Source organism: Sphaerisporangium rhizosphaerae (assembly GCF_042665155.1).
Lineage (GTDB): Bacteria > Actinomycetota > Actinomycetes > Streptosporangiales > Streptosporangiaceae > Sphaerisporangium > Sphaerisporangium rhizosphaerae.
Window position 1 is genome coordinate 505,901 of the sequence record NZ_JBHTCG010000001.1, and the last position, 15,909, is coordinate 521,809.

A 15,909-nucleotide genomic window follows, 5' to 3' on the forward strand; every position below is an offset into this window, starting at 1 on the left:
TTCGCCGAGGCCCACGGGTCACCGGCGGGTGCGGGTCCCGATACGGTGTTGGAAACCGGAGGAGAAGGGGGCGGCCCGATGGCTGACGTTGGGGTGCGCGCGGCGCGGCGCGAGGACGTCCCGGCGGTGACTGGCACCCAGATCCGGGCGTGGAAGGCGGCCTACCGCGACGTCCTGCCCGAGGGGCCGCTGGAGCAGATGACCGGCCCGGCGTCCCAGGAGATCTGGAACCGCCAATGGGAGGAGGCCGTGGTCTCGCCTCCCTCTCCGCGCCACCGCGTGCTGGTCGCCGTCGAGACCGACGACCCGCTGACCTCCCTCGCCGAGGGGCACGCCGAGCCCGGCGGGCAGCGCGTGGTCGGGCTGGCCTCCCACGGGCCCGCCGAGGATCCCGACCTCGATCCGGCGACCACCGCCGAGCTGCTCACGCTGCTCGTCGACCCCGACCACACCCGCCGCGGGCACGGCAGCAGGCTGCTGAACGCCACCGTGGACCACCTCCGCGAGGACGGCTTCACCACGGTCGTCACCTGGGTCTTCGCCGAGGACAAGGCGATGCTCGACTTCCTGTCCTCGGCCGGCTGGGGCCCCGACGAAGCCGAGCGCATCCTGGAGATGGATCGCGCGGTGCGCATGATCCGCATGACCACCGACATCGGCTGACCGATCCGCCCCAGCCGGCGCCTCCGTTCCGACCGGCATCCACTCCTCCCCGCGCACCCCGCCGAAGCGTGCGGCAGCGGGCCGGTGGTTCGGCGGCGCGGTGGGATGTGGTGTGGTCGGCACCCCGGCGCTGGTCATGGAGTCATCATGATTTACCCTGCATAGGCACTTTCCTGGGCGGCTCCGGCGCGCGTACCACCGTGGAGGCCAGGCCGCGCAGGACCGGACTCGTGGAAGAGGCGACGTTGGCGACACCCGCTCAGTGGCTCGCGGGGGCACGGCCCCGCACCCTCCCCGCCGCGGTGGTCCCCGTCGCCGTCGGCACGGGGGTGGCCATCTCCTACGGCGGAGCGGTCTGGTGGCGGGCGCTGCTCGCCCTGTTCGTCGCGCTGGTCCTGCAGGTAGGCGTCAACTACGCCAACGACTACAGCGACGGCGTGCGCGGCACCGACGAGCAGCGCGTCGGGCCGCTGCGGCTGGTCGGCTCCCGCGTCGCCGCCCCTCGCTCGGTGCTGCTCGCCGCGCTGGGATGCTTCCTGGCCGCCGCCGTGGCCGGGCTCGCGCTGGTCGTCGCGACCGGCGCCTGGTGGCTGCTCGCCGTCGGGGCGCTGGCGATCGCCGCCGCGTGGTTCTACACCGGAGGCTCGCGCCCGTACGGCTACCGGGCCTTCGGCGAGATCTCGGTCTTCGTCTTCTTCGGCCTGGTGGCGGTCGCCGGCACGACCTACGTCCAGCTTGAGTCCCTGCCCTGGCTCGCGGTCGTGGCGGCCGTGCCGGTGGGGCTGCTGGCCTGCGCGCTTCTGGTGGTCAACAACCTGCGCGACATCGCCACCGACGGCCCGGCCGGCAAGCGCACGCTCGCCGTCGTGCTCGGCGACGCGCGCACCCGCACGCTGTACGCCGGCTGCCTGCTGCTGCCCTTCGCCGTCGCGCTGGCCCTGGCATTCGCACGCCCCTTCACGGCGCTCACCGTGCTCGCGCTGCCCCTGGCGCTGATGCCGGTGCGGGCGGTGCGGGACGGTGCGACGGGGCCGGCCCTGATCGCCACGCTGCAGCAGACCGGGCGCCTGCAGCTCGCCTTCGGCCTTCTGTTCACGATCGGGCTCGCGCTGTAAGCGGCTAGGACGGCGTATGACCCGTTATAGGTAGCAATCCCGCCCCGAGGGCTGAATGCCGCTCTGTGGTGCCTGGGGACGCCGCCAGGCCGGTCTCACGGCCGCCGCCAAGAGCTGCTTGCCGGGGGCCCGGCACGCCGGACGGTCACAGGTCGAGCAGGTGCTCCAGGCCGACGGTGAGGCCGGGCAGGTCACGGACGCGGCGGACGCCGAGCAGGACGCCCGGGGTGAACGACGAGCGGTTCATGGTGTCGTGGCGGATCGTCAGGATCTCGCCATCGCCACCGAGCAGGACCTCCTGGTGGGCGATCAGACCGGCCAGGCGGATCCCGTGCACGCGCACTCCCTCGACGTCGGCGCCGCGCGCCCCGGGGAGCTCGGCGGTGGTGGCGTCGGGCATGGCGCCGAGACCGGCTTCGCGGCGGGCGGCGGCCACCAGCTCGGCCGTGCGACGGGCCGTGCCGGAGGGGGCGTCGGCCTTGTTCGGGTGGTGCAGTTCGACGATCTCGACGGAGTCGAAGTAGCGCGCGGCCTGCTGGGCGAAGTGCATCATCAGCACGGCGGCGATGCCGAAGTTGGGGGCGATCAGCGCGTTGACCCCGGGGTTGGCCTCCAGCCAGCCCCGGACGGTCGCCAACCGTTCGGCGTCGAAGCCGGTGGTGCCGACCACGGGGTGGACGCCGTGCTCGACGCACCATCTGAGGTTGTCCATGACCACGTCGGGATGGGTGAAGTCGACGACCACCTCGGCGGCGGACAGCACCTCGATGTCGTCGCCGGCGTCGACCGCCGCCACCAGCTCCATGTCGTCGGCCGCGTGCACGGCCTTGCAGACTTCCACGCCGACGCGCCCACGGGCGCCCAGAACCCCAACCCTGATCACGAGCCCCAAGCGTACCGCCACCACCACCGCGCCATTCCGGAGACCACTGGAGGGCGGCGAAGACGGCGAGGATGCCCCGCCGGCTTTCGCGGGCGGGGCATCCTCGGGGTGTGGCGGCGGGTCAGGCGATGAAGGAGCTGAAGTCCTTGTCGCCGTAGGGGCCGATGACGGCCAGGGTGAGGGGCTGGGTCAAAATCTCCTTGGCCACCGCGTCGACCTGGTCGGGGGTGACCGCCTCGATGCGGGCGAGCACCTCGTCCACCGGCATCAGCGTGTCGTACACCAGCTCGCTCTTGCCGATGCGGGACATGCGCGATCCGGTGTCCTCCAGGCCGAGGACGAGGCCGCCGCGCATCTGGCCCTTGCCCCGCTGGAGCTCCTCCTCGGTGAAGCTCTCGGCGACGACGCGGGCGATCTCCTCGCGGCAGATCTTCAGCACGTCGTCGGCCTTGCCGGGCAGGCAGCCGACGTAGATGCCGAACTGGCCGGTGTCGGCGTACTGCGCGGTGTAGCTGTAGGCCGAGTAGGCCAGCCCGCGCTTCTCGCGGATCTCCTGGAACAGCCGCGACGACATGCCCCCGCCCAGGGCGGCGTTCAGGACGCCCAGGGCGAAGCGGCGGTCGTCGGTGCGCGCGTAGGCGGTGGTGCCCAGGACCAGGTTGGCCTGCTCGGTCGGCCGGTCGACGACCCGGACGCCCGCGCGGGGCGCGGCTCCCGGGCCGGACAGGCGCGGGGCGGCCGGCTCGGCCGAGCCGCCAAGGGCGCCCGCCCGCTGGTAGGCCGCGGCCACCAGCTCGACCACGCGCTCGTGGGTGATGTTGCCGCACACCGACACGACGGTGTGCGGGGGCCGGTAGTAGCTCTGGTAGTACTCGGCGATGCGGTCGCGCGACAGCTCGTTGATCGACTCGACCGAGCCGAGGATGGGCCGCCCGATGGGGGTGTCGCCGTACAGCTCGGCGGAGAACTGCTCGTGCACGACGTCCGAGGGGTCGTCGTCGTGCATGGCGATCTCCTCCAGGATCACCCCGCGCTCGGACTCGACGTCCTCGGCGGTGACCAGGGAGGAGGTCACCACGTCGGCGAGCACGTCGATGGCCAGCGGGAGATCCTCGTCGAGCACCCGCGCGTAGTAGCAGGTGTACTCCTTGGCGGTGAAGGCGTTGATCTCGCCGCCGATGCCCTCGATCGCCGCGGAGATCTCCAGCGCGTCGCGGGTGGGAGTGCCCTTGAACAGCAGGTGCTCGAGGAAGTGGGTGGCCCCCGTGTGCTCGGGGGCCTCGTCACGCGAGCCGATGCCGACCCACATGCCGACCGCGACGGATCGCACGGTCGGCATGGTCTCGGTCACCACCCGGAGCCCACCTGGGAGGACGGTGCGCCGGACGACTCCGGCGCCGTCCTTGCCGGGGTGCAGAGTGGTGGTCGTCACGAGTTGCGGTCGTCCCGTCCGCCTCGGGTGCGGGAACGGCGCGGCCGGTCGCCGCCGGAGCGCTCGGAACGCTCACCGCGCTCCGGACGGTCCTCGCGCGGCTCGGCGTCGGCGTGCGGGGCGTCATCGGCGTCCCCGCCGCTCTCGGCCTTGGCCGCGGCCTCCTTCTCGATGACCTCCACCGGCACCAGGGACAGCTTGCCGCGCGAGTCGATCTCGGCGATCTCCACCTGGACCTTGTCGCCGACGTTCATGACGTCCTCGACGTTCTCGATGCGCTTGCCGCCGTGCAGCTTGCGGATCTGCGAGACGTGCAGCAGGCCGTCCTTGCCGGGCATCAGGCTGATGAACGCGCCGAAGGCGGCGATCTTGACGACCGTGCCCAGGTAGCGCTCGCCGATCTCGGGCATGTGCGGGTTGGCGATCGAGTTGATCGTCGTCCGCGCGGCCTCGGCCGACGGGCCGTCGGTCGCCCCGATGTAGATCGTGCCGTCGTCCTCGATGGTGATCTCGGCGCCGGTGTCGTCCTGGATCTGGTTGATCATCTTGCCCTTGGGGCCGATGACCTCGCCGATCTTGTCGACCGGGACCTTGATGGTGATGATGCGCGGCGCGGTCGGGTTCATCTCCGCCGGGGAGTCGATCGCCTCCTGCATCACGTCGAGGATCGCCAGCCGCGCCGCCCTGGCCTGCTTGAGCGCGCCGGCCAGCACCGAGGCCGGGATGCCGTCGAGCTTGGTGTCGAGCTGCAGGGCCGTGATGAGCTCACGGGTGCCGGCGACCTTGAAGTCCATGTCGCCCATGGCGTCCTCGGCACCGAGGATGTCGGTCAGGGTGACGTACTGGTCGCCCTCGCCGATGAGGCCCATGGCGATGCCCGCGACCATCTCCTTCAGCGGGACGCCCGCGTCCAGCAGGGCCATGGTCGAGGCGCAGACCGAGCCCATGCTGGTCGAGCCGTTGGAGCCGAGCGCCTCCGACACCTGGCGGATGGCGTACGGGAACTCCTCGCGCGTGGGCAGCACCGGCAGCAGCGCCCGCTCGGCGAGCGCGCCGTGGCCGATCTCGCGGCGCTTGGGCGAACCCACGCGGCCGGTCTCACCGGTGGAGTACGGCGGGAAGTTGTAGTTGTGCATGTACCGCTTGGTGCGCTCGGGGTTGAGCGTGTCGATCATCTGCTCCATGCGCAGCATGTTCAGCGTGGTGATGCCCATGATCTGGGTCTCGCCGCGCTCGAACAGGGCCGAGCCGTGGACCCGCGGGACCACGTGGACCTCGGCGCTGAGCTGGCGGATGTCCTTGGTGCCGCGGCCGTCGATGCGGACGCCCTCGCTGATGACCCGCTCGCGCATGAGCTTCTTGGTCAGCGAGCGGAAGGCGGCGGAGATCTCCTTCTCGCGGCCCTCGAAGTCGGAGCCGACCTTCTCCAGGGCAAGGGTCTTGACCCGGTCGAGCTCGGTCTCGCGCTCCTTCTTGCCCGCGATGGTCAGCGCGGAGGCCAGCTCGCTCTTGACGGCCCCGGCGACGGCCTCGTAGGCGTCCTCCTGGTAGTCCAGGAAGATCGGGAACTGCGCGGTCTCCTTGGCGGCGACCTGGGCGATCTTCGCCTGCGCCTCGCAGAGCACCTTGATGAAGGGCTTGGCGGCCTCCAGGCCCGCGGCGACGGTCTCCTCGTTCGGGGCGACCGCGCCGTCGGCGACCAGCTTGAGGGTGTCGCGGGTGGACTCGGCCTCGACCATCATGATCGCGACGTCGCCGTCCTCGAGCACCCGGCCGGCGACGACCATGTCGAAGGTCGCGCCCTCCAGCTCGGAGTGGGTCGGGAAGGCCACCCACTGGCCGCTGATCAGCGCGACGCGCACGCCGCCGATCGGGCCGGAGAACGGCAGCCCGGCGAGCTGGGTGGACAGGCTGGCCGCGTTGATCGCCACCACGTCGTACAGGTGGTCGGGGTTGAGGGCCATGATCGTCGCCACGACCTGAACCTCGTTGCGCAGGCCCTTGACGAAGGACGGGCGCAGCGGGCGGTCGATCAGGCGGCAGGTGAGGATGGCGTCCTCGGACGGCCGCCCCTCACGGCGGAAGAACGAGCCGGGGATGCGGCCCGCGGCGTACATCCGCTCCTCGACGTCGACGGTGAGCGGGAAGAAGTCCAGGCTCTCCTTCGGATGCTTGGACGCGGTGGTGGCGGACAGGACCATCGTGTCGTCGTCAAGGAAGACGACGGCGCTTCCCGCCGCCTGGCGCGCGAGCCGCCCGGTCTCGAACCGGATGGTACGCGTGCCGAACGAGCCGTTGTCGATCACGGCTTCCGTGCTGTGGACACCCTCCACGGGGGACCTCCTCTTCGGTCGCCCGCGTCCGTGTTGTCGCGCACTCAGGCACTCGCCGGGCCGACCGGTTTCTCGTCGCGGTCGGCGGGCTCGTGCCTGGCTCCGTTATGCCGGCTCCCCGTCATGTGCAGCGCCGGTCTTCGATCGAAGCACCCGGACTGCGCGGCGCATTCGCCGTCGGCATCCGGAAGCCACTACCGAGGACCGGCCCGCAGGCGTCACGGGACGCGCGTTGCTGTGCTGTGCGGACGCGGGGCACTTTCTCGGCTGTTCAGTTGTCTCGTCAGGCCAGTGTGCTCGGAAACGGCGCCCGTCGCACGGGACGCGCCGACCCGTTTCTCCATATCAGGCGGCCTTTGCCCTGATATGAGAGAGGGAGCGGCGCGGAGCCGCTCCCTCCCAGACTATCGGCGCAGGCCGAGCCGCTCGATCAGGGTGCGGTAGCGCGTGATGTCCTTGCTCATGAGGTACTTGAGCAGGCGCCGGCGCCGGCCGACCAGCAGCAGGAGCCCCCGGCGGCTGTGGTGGTCGTGCTTGTGGGTCTTGAGGTGCTCGGTGAGCTCGCTGATGCGCTTGCTGAGCAGCGCGATCTGCACCTCGGGGGACCCGGTGTCACCGTCTCCGGTCCCGTACTCGTCGATGATCGTCTTCTTGGCGGCGGTGTCGAGCGACACGGCTCTCCTTCAACTGTCTACGGGCACACCTCAGATTCGGAACTACGCACGACCGTGTGTGCCTACAGTCGCCGTAACAGGTCGGCGGGCAGCGCGAAGCCGCGACCGAGCCGACACGTCAGGCTACCATCGCCGCGAGACCGGCGCGTTCAATGCGCGAACAGGCCCGCGAACAGGGCGCGGACGGCCGGCCGCGGCGCCGGGCCGCGCCCGGGTCGCGGCGCGGCGCGGCGCGCGGGTCAGGGGCCGGTGAGCAGCCGGCGCGCCTGGTCGACGTCGTGGCGCATCTGGTCGATCAGCGCGTCGATGGAGTCGAACTTCAGCGTGTCGCGCAGCCGGGCCGTGAAGTCGACCACCACGTGCGCCCCGTACAGGTCGAGGTCGTCGCGGTCGAGGGCGTAGGCCTCGACGGTGCGCTCGACGCCCTCGAAGGTCGGGTTGGTGCCGATGGAGATCGCCGCCGGCCACCGTTCGCCCTCGTACGGGGAGGGCGACTGGGTGCACTCGAGCCACCCCGCGTAGACGCCGTCGGCCGGGATGGCGGTGAACGAGGGCGACTCGACGTTGGCCGTCGGGAAGCCGAGCAGCGCCCTGCCGCGCTGGTGGCCGCGCACGACGACGCCCTCGACGCGGTGCGGCCGGCCGAGCGCCACCGCGGCGCCCTCGACGTCGCCCGAGGCGAGCAGCTCACGGATCATGCTGGAGGAGATCGCCTCGCCGTTGCTCACCAGCGGAACCCCTTCGGCCACGAAGTCGTACTTCTCACCGAGCTGGCGGAGCGTCTCGATGTCGCCCGCGGCCTTGTGGCCGAAGCGGAAGTTCTCCCCCACGACGACCCCGGCGGCGTGCAGGCGGTCGACGAGCACCGCCTGGACGAATTCGTCCGGGCTCATCTGCGAGAACTCCAGCGTGAACGGCAGCACGCACACGGCGTCCACGCCGAGCGCGCCCAGCAGTTCGATGCGGTGCCGCGCCGTGCTCAGCCGGGGCGGGTGGGTGCCCGGCCTGACCACCTCGTCCGGATGGGGGTCGAACGTGATCGCCACGGAGGCGGCCCCCAGGTCGGCCGCCATGGCGACGGCACGTTCGACCATGCGCTGATGACCTTGGTGCACACCGTCGAACACCCCGATCGTGATGACGGACCTGCCCCAGTCTCCGGGCACGTCGTCGAGTCCGTGCCAGCCCTGCACCTCGACCTCGTTCCTTGGTGATGGTCGCGCTCATCCAAGCCTGCCATGCGCGGAGGGCATTTCCCCGCACGGGGACGAGGGTAGCCCAGCGGCGGGCCCGCCGGGCGACGGCCCCGGCTCGCGGACGCCGCGACGACCGGGTGCGGGCACCCCGACGGCCGGGTGCGGGCGCCGGTCCAGGGTCTGCGGCACCGCGCGGCCGGGCATCGTGCGCGCCGGACGGGCTCAGAGGGACGCCTTGAGCCCCGAGCCGCACAACGGCGCCACGACCTCCCCTTCGGCGTAGGGCGAGCCCTCGGCGCGCAACCGGCGCACCGCCGCGTACGCCACCGCCGCCGTGGGCTCCACCCACAGCCCCCGGGCGGCCAGGGCGGCGTGCGAGCCGGCGACCTCCTGCTCGGACACGGTGACCACGGCGCCGCCGGTGTCGCGGACGGCCGCGAGGATGCGCGCGCCGCGGGCGGGCGCCGCGATGGCGATGCCCTCGGCCACCGTCGGCCCGGCGGCCACCGGCGCCACCTCGGCGCGCCCGGCGGCGAACGCCGCGGCGACCGGCGCGCACCGCTCGGCCTGCACGGCGACGATGCGCGGCACCCGGCCGGAGAGGCCCGCCTCGCGCAGGGCGGCGAACCCGAGGTGGGCGCCGATCACCAGCGTGCCGTTGCCCGCCGGAAGGACCACCGTGTCGGGGACCCTCCCGCCGAGCTGCTCGAACAGCTCGAAGGCGTAGGTCTTGGTGCCCTCGTAGAAGTAGGGGTTGTACACGTGGCTGGCGTAGAAGGCTCCGGTGCGTTCCACGTGGCCGGCGGCGGCGCGGGCGGTGTCCTCGCGGGTCCCCTCCACCACGGTCACCCGGGCGCCGTGCCCTCTGATCTGGTGGAGCTTCTTCTCGCTGGTGCCGGCCGGCACGAAGATCTCGGCCGGGACGCCCGCGCGGGCCGCGTACGCCGCCACGGCCGTGCCCGCGTTGCCGCTGCTGTCGGCGACCAGCCGGTCGGCGCCGAGCAGGCGGGCGAGCGCCACCAGCATGACCGCCCCGCGGTCCTTGAACGAACCGGTCGGCGAGGCGTACTCGAGCTTCAGCCGCACGCCGGGCTCGCCGTCGAGGGCGGCGTCGACCAGCGGCGTCATGCCCTCGCCCAGGCTCAGCTCCCGGCCGGGCACGGCGATGGCGTCCCGGTAACGCCACAGGGAGTGGTCGCCGGCGCGGGGGTTCCAGGCGAGCGGGACGGGCGCGAGGTCCAGCGTTCCTCCGCAGTCGCACCGCCACCGGCCGGCCGAGGGAACGCTGGAACGCCCGCAGGCGCACACGTAGTCCGGCAGATCACGCGTCAAGGGGCACCTCAGGGGACGAAGACGGCGAGAGGCTTGACCGAGCGGCCGCGCTCCTCGACCAGGGCGAGAAGGGCGCCGTCCGGGCCGAAAACGCCGATCGGGCCGCTTCCCAGACCCGCCGAGGCGAGCCGGCCGCCGTGGCCGATGAGCCGGGCGTCCTCGGCCGAGACGTCCATGCGCGGGAACGCCGCCGCGACCGCCTCGGCCATCGGCAGGATCACGCAGTCATGCGCGAGCTCGTCCAGGGTGCGCGCCACCGACAGGTCGTAGGGGCCGACGCGGGTGCGGCGCAGGCGGGTCAGGTGACCGCCGACGCCGAGCCCGGCGCCGAGGTCGCGGGCCAGCGAACGGATGTAGGTGCCGCTGGTGCACCGCACCGAGGCGTCCACCTCGACCGCGTCGCCCTCGCGCCGCACGGCGGTGATCTCGAAGGCGTGGACGGTCACCGGGCGGGCCCGCAGCTCGACCTCCTCACCGGCCCTGGCGCGCTTGTAGGCGCGCTCGCCGTTCACCTTGATCGCGCTGACCTGCGGCGGGACCTGCTCTATCGGCCCGGTGAGCGCGGCGACGACGGCGTGGATCGCCTCGTCGGTCACCTGGCCCGCCGCGACCTCGGCCAGGACCTCGCCCTCGGCGTCGTCGGTGTTGGTGGTGACCCCGAGCCGGATCGTGGCGTCATAGCCCTTCTCGGTGAGCGCGAGGTGGCCGAGCAGCCGGGTGGCCTTCTCGACGCCCACCACCAGCACCCCGGTGGCCATCGGGTCCAGGGTGCCCGCGTGGCCGACGCGGCGGGTGCCGGCCAGGCGCCGCATCCGGCCCACGACGTCGTGGGAGGTCCAGCCGGCCGGCTTGTCCACGATGACCAGCCCGCTGGGCGGCGCCGGACGCTTCTCGCGCGCCCCTCTGGCGGGCGGGGCACCCGGCTCACCGGCCGTCAGGGTGCTGGGCTCGCCGCCCGCCAGGGGGCTCGGCTCGCTGCCGGCCGTACTCATCGGCACATCCTCGATGTCTCGTCTGCGGGTGGAAGGGAACGGGCGGGGCGCCGCTCAGCTCTTCGGGCCGAGGAGCGCGCACAGCTTGGCGATGGTCTCCTCGGGGGTGTCGTGGGAGGTGAAGCCCGCCGCCCGGACGTGGCCGCCGCCTCCCAGGGCCGTGCAGGCACGGCCGACGTCCACCCCTCCCTTGGACCGGGTGGAGACCTGCCAGGCCCCGTCGTCGTCCTCCTTGAGCACGACGGCGACGTCGGGCTCGTCGGTGCGGCGGATGACGTCGATGATGCCCTCGACCTCCTCGTAGGGCAGGCAGTAGGCGGCCCGGTCGACGCGGGACACGTAGGTCCACACCATGCCGGCGCCCGCGGCGGCGTCCTGGTCGAGCCGGACGCGGCCGAGGACCGTGCCGAGGAGCTTGAGGTAGCAGAACGGGGAACGGTCCCACAGCTCGCGGGCGATCTCGTCGGTGCGCAGGCCCGTCGCCACCAGCCGCGCCGCCATCTCGTGCGCGGCCGGCGTGGTGGAGGAGTGCTTGAAGGAGCCGGTGTCGGTGACCAGGCCGGTGTAGAGGCAGGTGGCGACGTCGCGGTCGAGCTCGTAGCCGAGCCGGGCCATCAGCTCCTCGACCAGCATGGACGTCGAGGCGGCACGGGGGTCGACGATGGGGACGCTGCCGAACCCGGTGTTGGAGGGGTGGTGGTCGATGACGATCAGTTCGGCGGCCTTGCCCGCGTGGGGGGCGAGCAGGCCGAGCCGGTCGATGGTGGGGACGTCGAAGCTGATCATCAGGTCGGGCTCGGCGGGGTAGGCCGCCGGCTCCACCAGAAGGTCCTGGCCGGGGAGGAAGCGCAGCAGGCGCGGCACGGCGAACCGGCGGTCGCCGAAGGAGGCCACCACCCGCTTGCCCGCCCGCCGCAGCGCCATGCCGAAGCCGAGCATGGAGCCCAGGGCGTCGCCGTCAGGGCTCACGTGGCAGATCAGCGCCACCTCGCGCGCGCCTGAGATGAGGGCGACGGCCCGACGCCAGTCCTCCTCCCGCACCGCGGGCACGGGATCGCCGGTGTGCGTGCTGGGCATCACTGGGCCGAACGCCCCGCCCGGTCGTGCGACTCTGCCTCCACCCCCACTGGCGGCTCCTGGCCGTCCGGGCTCTCTTCGTCGCCCGGCTTGCGGTAGGGGTCGGGCTCGCCGGCGTGCACGGCGCCCTGCGCGCGCTTGGCGATCTCCTCGTCCCGGGCCCTGGCCTCGGCGAGCAGCTCGTCGAGGTGGCGGGCGCTGTCGGGCAGAGGGTCGTGGCTGAAGGTCAGGGTCGGGGTGAACCGCACGCCGGTCTGGCGGCCGACCTCCGCACGGATGATCCCCTTCGCGCTTTCCAGGGCCGCGGCGGTGTCGGCGCGCTCGGCCTCGGAGCCGAACACGGTGTAGAACACCGTCGCGTCACGGAGGTCGGCGGTGATGCGGGTGTCGGTCACCGTCACGAAGCCGAGGCGGGGATCCTTGATCCGCCGCTCCAGCATCTCGGCGACGACCTGCTGAATGCGGTCCGCAAGTTTGCGGGCGCGTGCTGCGTCCACGATCGCGCTCCCCCTCTTTACTCGCTTTAATCGCTTAACGGCCCGCGGGAATGGAGACTTCCCGCGGGCCCCTAATCTTCGTCCTCGTTGAACAGCCGCCGCTTGGCGGACAGCAGCTCGATCTCCGGATGAAACGCCACCAGCCGCTCGCACGCGTCGAGCACCTCACCGCAGTTGCCGGCCGTCGCCGACACCACGGCGACGCCGATCTCGGTGCGCCGGTGCAGGTCGAGATGGCCGGTCTCGGCCACCGCGACCGCCGGGAACCGGCGGCGCACCTCGGCGATCAAAGGACGCACCACTGAGCGCTTCTGCTTCAGCGAGTGCACGTCGCCGAGCAGGATGTCCAGGGTCAGAGCACCTATGTACATGGCTGTCGCCGCGGGTGCGGGGAGATGGAACGCCGGGGGTGTCCGTGGGCCGAGACCCACGGACACCCTCCGTCGTGTCCGTCACCGCCGTCAGGCGCGCGGCTTCTCCCGCATCTCGAACGTCTCGATGACGTCGTCGATCTTGATGTCGTTGTAGCCGAGACCGATACCACACTCGAAGCCCTCGCGGACCTCGGTCGAGTCGTCCTTGAAGCGGCGGAGCGACGAGACGGTGAGGTTGTCGGCCACGACGACGCCGTCGCGGATGATGCGCGCCTTGCTGTTGCGGGTGATCGTGCCCGAGCGGACCAGACAGCCCGCCACGTTGCCGATCTTCGGGACCTTGAAGACCTCGCGGACTTCGGCGGTGCCCGTCTGGGCCTCCTCGAACTCCGGCTTGAGCATGCCCTTCAGGGCCGCCTCGATCTCCTCGATCGCCTGGTAGATGACCGAGTAGTAGCGGATGTCGACGCCCTCGCGCTCGGCCAGGTCGCGCGCCCGGACCTCGGGTCGCACGTTGAAGCCGATGATGACGGCGTTGTCGTCCGCGATCGCCAGGTTGACGTCGTACTCGGTGATCGCGCCGACCGCACGGTGGAGCACCCGCAGGCGCACCTCGTCGCCGACATCGATCTTGAGCAGCGCGTCCTCCAGGGCCTCCACGGAACCGGAGACGTCACCCTTGATGATGAGCTTGAGCTCGTCGACCTTGCCCTTCTCCAGGTCGCTGAACAGCTCTTCGAGGGTGCGACGACGGCTGGACCTCGCCATGTCGGCGATGCGCTGCCGGGCCGCCCGCTGCTGGGCGATCTGGCGGGCCATGCGGTCGTCGGTGACGACGATGAAGTTGTCACCGGCGCTCGGCACGGCCGTCAGGCCCAGCACCAGGACCGGACGCGACGGGTCGGCCTCGGTGACCTGCTCGCCGCTGTCGTCCAGCATCGCCCGGACGCGGCCGAAGGCCTCGCCACAGACGATGGAGTCGCCGACCCGCAGGGTGCCGCGCTGCACGAGCACGGTCGCCACGGGGCCGCGGCCCTTGTCCAGGTGGGCCTCGATCGCGATGCCCTGGGCGTCCATCGTCGGGTTGGCCCGAAGGTCGAGCTCGGCGTCGGCGGTCAGCAGGATCGCCTCGAGCAGGTCGTCGATGCCGAGGCCCTGCTTGGCGCTGATGTCGACGAACATCGTCGAGCCGCCGTACTCCTCGGCCACCAGACCGTACTCGGTGAGCTGGGCGCGCACCTTCGTCGGGTCGGCGCCCTCCTTGTCGATCTTGTTGACCGCGACCACGATCGGCACCTCCGCCGCGTGGGCGTGGTTGAGGGCCTCGATGGTCTGCGGCTTCACACCGTCGTCGGCGGCGACCACCAGCACGGCGATGTCGGTCGCCTGCGCACCACGGGCACGCATGGCGGTGAACGCCTCGTGACCCGGGGTGTCGATGAAGGTGATCTTGCGCTCCTGGCCTTCGTGCTCGGTCGCGACCTGGTAGGCGCCGATGTGCTGGGTGATGCCACCGGCCTCACGGGCCACCACATTGGTGTTGCGGATGGCGTCCAGCAGCTTGGTCTTACCGTGGTCGACGTGACCCATGACGGTCACGACCGGCGGGCGTGCCGCGAGGTCGCTCTCGTCGCCCTCATCCTCGCCGAACTCGATGTCGAAGGCCTCGAGAAGCTCGCGGTCCTCCTCCTCCGGGCTGACGACCTGGATGGCGTAGTTGAGCTCGGCGCCGAGAAGCTGCAGGGTCTCCTCGTTCACCGACTGGGTGGCGGTCACCATCTCGCCGAGGTGCAGCATGATCTGCACCAGCGAGGCGGGGTTCGCACCGATCTTGTCGGCGAAGTCGGACAGCGAGGCTCCGCGCGGCAGGCGCAGGGTCTGGCCGGTGCCGCGGGGGACCTGCACGCCGCCGATCGACGGGGCCTGCATGTTGTCGAACTCTTGACGCCTCTGGCGCTTGGACTTGCGTCCGCGCGTCGGACGGCCGCCGGGACGCCCGAAGGCTCCCGCCGTGCCGCCGCGGCCGCGACCGCCGCCACCACCGGGACGACCGGCGAAACCGCCGCCGCCACCGGCACCCGCGCCGGCGCCACCGCCGCCACCGGGACGACCGCCGGTGCCCGTGCGGGGACCGCTGAAGCCGCCGCCACCAGGACGACCGGCGCCGCCGCCACCGCCGGGACGACCGCCGCCGCCACCGGGACGACCGCCGCCGCCACCAGGACGACCGCCGCCGCCACCGCCGCCACCGCCCTGGCCGGGGCCGGACGGGCGGGAAGGCATCATCATCGGGTTCGGACGCGGACCACCGGGACGGGGACCACCCGCACCGGGACCGGGACGCGGACCACCGGGGCCGGGACCCGGACGCGGACCGGCCGCACCGGGCGGACCGGAACGCGCGCCCGGCGGACGCGGCATCGCGCCGTCGCGGGGACCCTCGCGGCGCGGCTCGCGCGGACCGGCGCCGTCACGGCGCGGCTCGCGGGGACCGCCCTCACGGGGACCGCCGTCGCGGCCGGGAGGGCCACCGCCCTCACGACCTGGACGCGGCGGGCGCTGGCCCATGCCGCTCGCGGTCGAGGAGAACGGGTTGTTGCCCGGACGCGGGCCGCGCGGGCCCGGCTTCGGGCCGCCCGGACGCGGAGCGCCGGAGCCCGGGGCGCCGGAACGCGGACCCGCCGGAGCGCCAGGAGCGCTCGGGGCGCCGCCACCGGACGCCGCCGGGGCGCCGGAACGCGGAGCGGCCGGACCCGGACGGGGGCCGGGCTTCGGGCCGGGACCCGGACGCGCGCCGGGCGAGGCCGGGCGGGCGTCGGAACGCGGGGCCTCGAACCGCGGGGCCTCGGTGCGGGGGGCCTCGGCGCGAGCGGCCTCAGGACGCGGCGCGGCCGGGCGCGGAGCCTCGGTGCGCGCGGCCTCGGGACGCGGGGCGGCCGGGCGGGGTGCCTCCTGCGGAGGCTGGTTCACGTGGGGCATCGGAACTGGCGGGCGCGGCGCGACGTTCGCCGGACCCGGACGCGGAGCAGGACCGGGACGCGGGCCGGGGCCCGGCCGCGGAACACCCTGACCCGGCGCGGGCGCGCCGTTGCCGGCCTGGCTCGGAGCCGGCCGGGGGGACGCCTTCGGCGCCCTGGACGACCTGTCGCCGCCCCTGGAATCGGAGGACCCCTTCAGGGCCTCCGTAAGCTTGCGGACCACCGGCGCTTCTATCGTTGAAGACGCCGATCGCACGAACTCGCCCATTTCTTGGAGCTTGGCCATCACGACCTTGCTCTCTACTCCGAACTCCTTGGCGAGCTCGTAGACTCGGACCTTCGCCACTGCACTCCCTAACTCGG

The 15,909-nt window shown here is 72.6% G+C and carries 13 protein-coding genes; 2 read left to right on the forward strand and 11 right to left on the reverse strand.

The window, feature by feature from the left end:
* Positions 1 to 78: 78 nt before the first annotated feature.
* A complete protein-coding gene (locus ACFQSB_RS02195; protein WP_354915580.1) occupies positions 79 to 663 on the forward strand; it encodes a GNAT family N-acetyltransferase in 585 nt (194 codons plus the stop codon).
* A 245-nt stretch (positions 664 to 908) separates the two neighbouring features.
* On the forward strand, positions 909 to 1,778 hold the full coding sequence (locus ACFQSB_RS02200) for a 1,4-dihydroxy-2-naphthoate polyprenyltransferase (RefSeq protein ID WP_354835235.1): 870 nt from the start codon (positions 909 to 911) through the stop codon (positions 1,776 to 1,778).
* Between the two features lie 145 nt (positions 1,779 to 1,923).
* Here the strand turns inward: ACFQSB_RS02200 and dapB are convergent, their stop codons facing one another.
* The 11 genes from dapB to infB form a co-directional block, all read right to left on the reverse strand.
* Complete coding sequence (dapB, locus tag ACFQSB_RS02205; protein WP_380823965.1) at positions 1,924 to 2,661, reverse strand: 4-hydroxy-tetrahydrodipicolinate reductase; 738 nt, start codon at positions 2,659 to 2,661, stop codon at positions 1,924 to 1,926.
* Positions 2,662 to 2,782: 121 nt separating this feature from the next.
* The gene (locus ACFQSB_RS02210) at positions 2,783 to 4,093 is read right to left on the reverse strand and encodes a M16 family metallopeptidase (RefSeq protein ID WP_380823966.1); all 1,311 of its coding nucleotides are present in this window, start codon (positions 4,091 to 4,093) and stop codon (positions 2,783 to 2,785) included.
* Positions 4,090 to 6,426 carry a polyribonucleotide nucleotidyltransferase gene (locus tag ACFQSB_RS02215; RefSeq protein WP_380823967.1) on the reverse strand — a complete coding sequence of 779 codons (2,337 nt, stop codon included), beginning with the start codon at positions 6,424 to 6,426 and terminating at the stop codon, positions 4,090 to 4,092. Before ACFQSB_RS02215 ends, ACFQSB_RS02210 begins: the two co-directional genes overlap by 4 nt.
* A gap of 404 nt (positions 6,427 to 6,830) precedes the next feature.
* Positions 6,831 to 7,100: a 30S ribosomal protein S15 gene (rpsO, locus tag ACFQSB_RS02220; RefSeq protein WP_354835243.1), complete on the reverse strand. Its 270-nt coding sequence runs from the start codon at positions 7,098 to 7,100 to the stop codon at positions 6,831 to 6,833.
* A 239-nt stretch (positions 7,101 to 7,339) separates the two neighbouring features.
* Positions 7,340 to 8,293, reverse strand: coding sequence for a bifunctional riboflavin kinase/FAD synthetase (locus ACFQSB_RS02225; protein WP_354835245.1), 954 nt, complete (start codon positions 8,291 to 8,293; stop codon positions 7,340 to 7,342).
* A gap of 225 nt (positions 8,294 to 8,518) precedes the next feature.
* Positions 8,519 to 9,628 (reverse strand): pyridoxal-phosphate dependent enzyme, encoded by a 1,110-nt coding sequence (locus ACFQSB_RS02230; RefSeq protein WP_380823968.1) that lies wholly within the window; start codon positions 9,626 to 9,628, stop codon positions 8,519 to 8,521.
* Positions 9,629 to 9,636: 8 nt separating this feature from the next.
* A complete protein-coding gene (gene truB / locus ACFQSB_RS02235) occupies positions 9,637 to 10,620 on the reverse strand; it encodes a tRNA pseudouridine(55) synthase TruB (protein WP_380823969.1) in 984 nt (327 codons plus the stop codon).
* A 54-nt stretch (positions 10,621 to 10,674) separates the two neighbouring features.
* Positions 10,675 to 11,697: a DHH family phosphoesterase gene (locus tag ACFQSB_RS02240; protein ID WP_380823970.1), complete on the reverse strand. Its 1,023-nt coding sequence runs from the start codon at positions 11,695 to 11,697 to the stop codon at positions 10,675 to 10,677.
* On the reverse strand, positions 11,697 to 12,197 hold the full coding sequence (gene rbfA, locus ACFQSB_RS02245) for a 30S ribosome-binding factor RbfA (protein WP_354835449.1): 501 nt from the start codon (positions 12,195 to 12,197) through the stop codon (positions 11,697 to 11,699). The genes ACFQSB_RS02240 and rbfA overlap by 1 nt, the downstream gene beginning before the upstream one ends.
* A gap of 68 nt (positions 12,198 to 12,265) precedes the next feature.
* Positions 12,266 to 12,565 (reverse strand): DUF503 domain-containing protein, encoded by a 300-nt coding sequence (locus ACFQSB_RS02250; protein ID WP_354835253.1) that lies wholly within the window; start codon positions 12,563 to 12,565, stop codon positions 12,266 to 12,268.
* Between the two features lie 90 nt (positions 12,566 to 12,655).
* A complete protein-coding gene (gene infB, locus ACFQSB_RS02255; RefSeq protein WP_380823971.1) occupies positions 12,656 to 15,892 on the reverse strand; it encodes a translation initiation factor IF-2 in 3,237 nt (1,078 codons plus the stop codon).
* Positions 15,893 to 15,909: the final 17 nt, after the last annotated feature.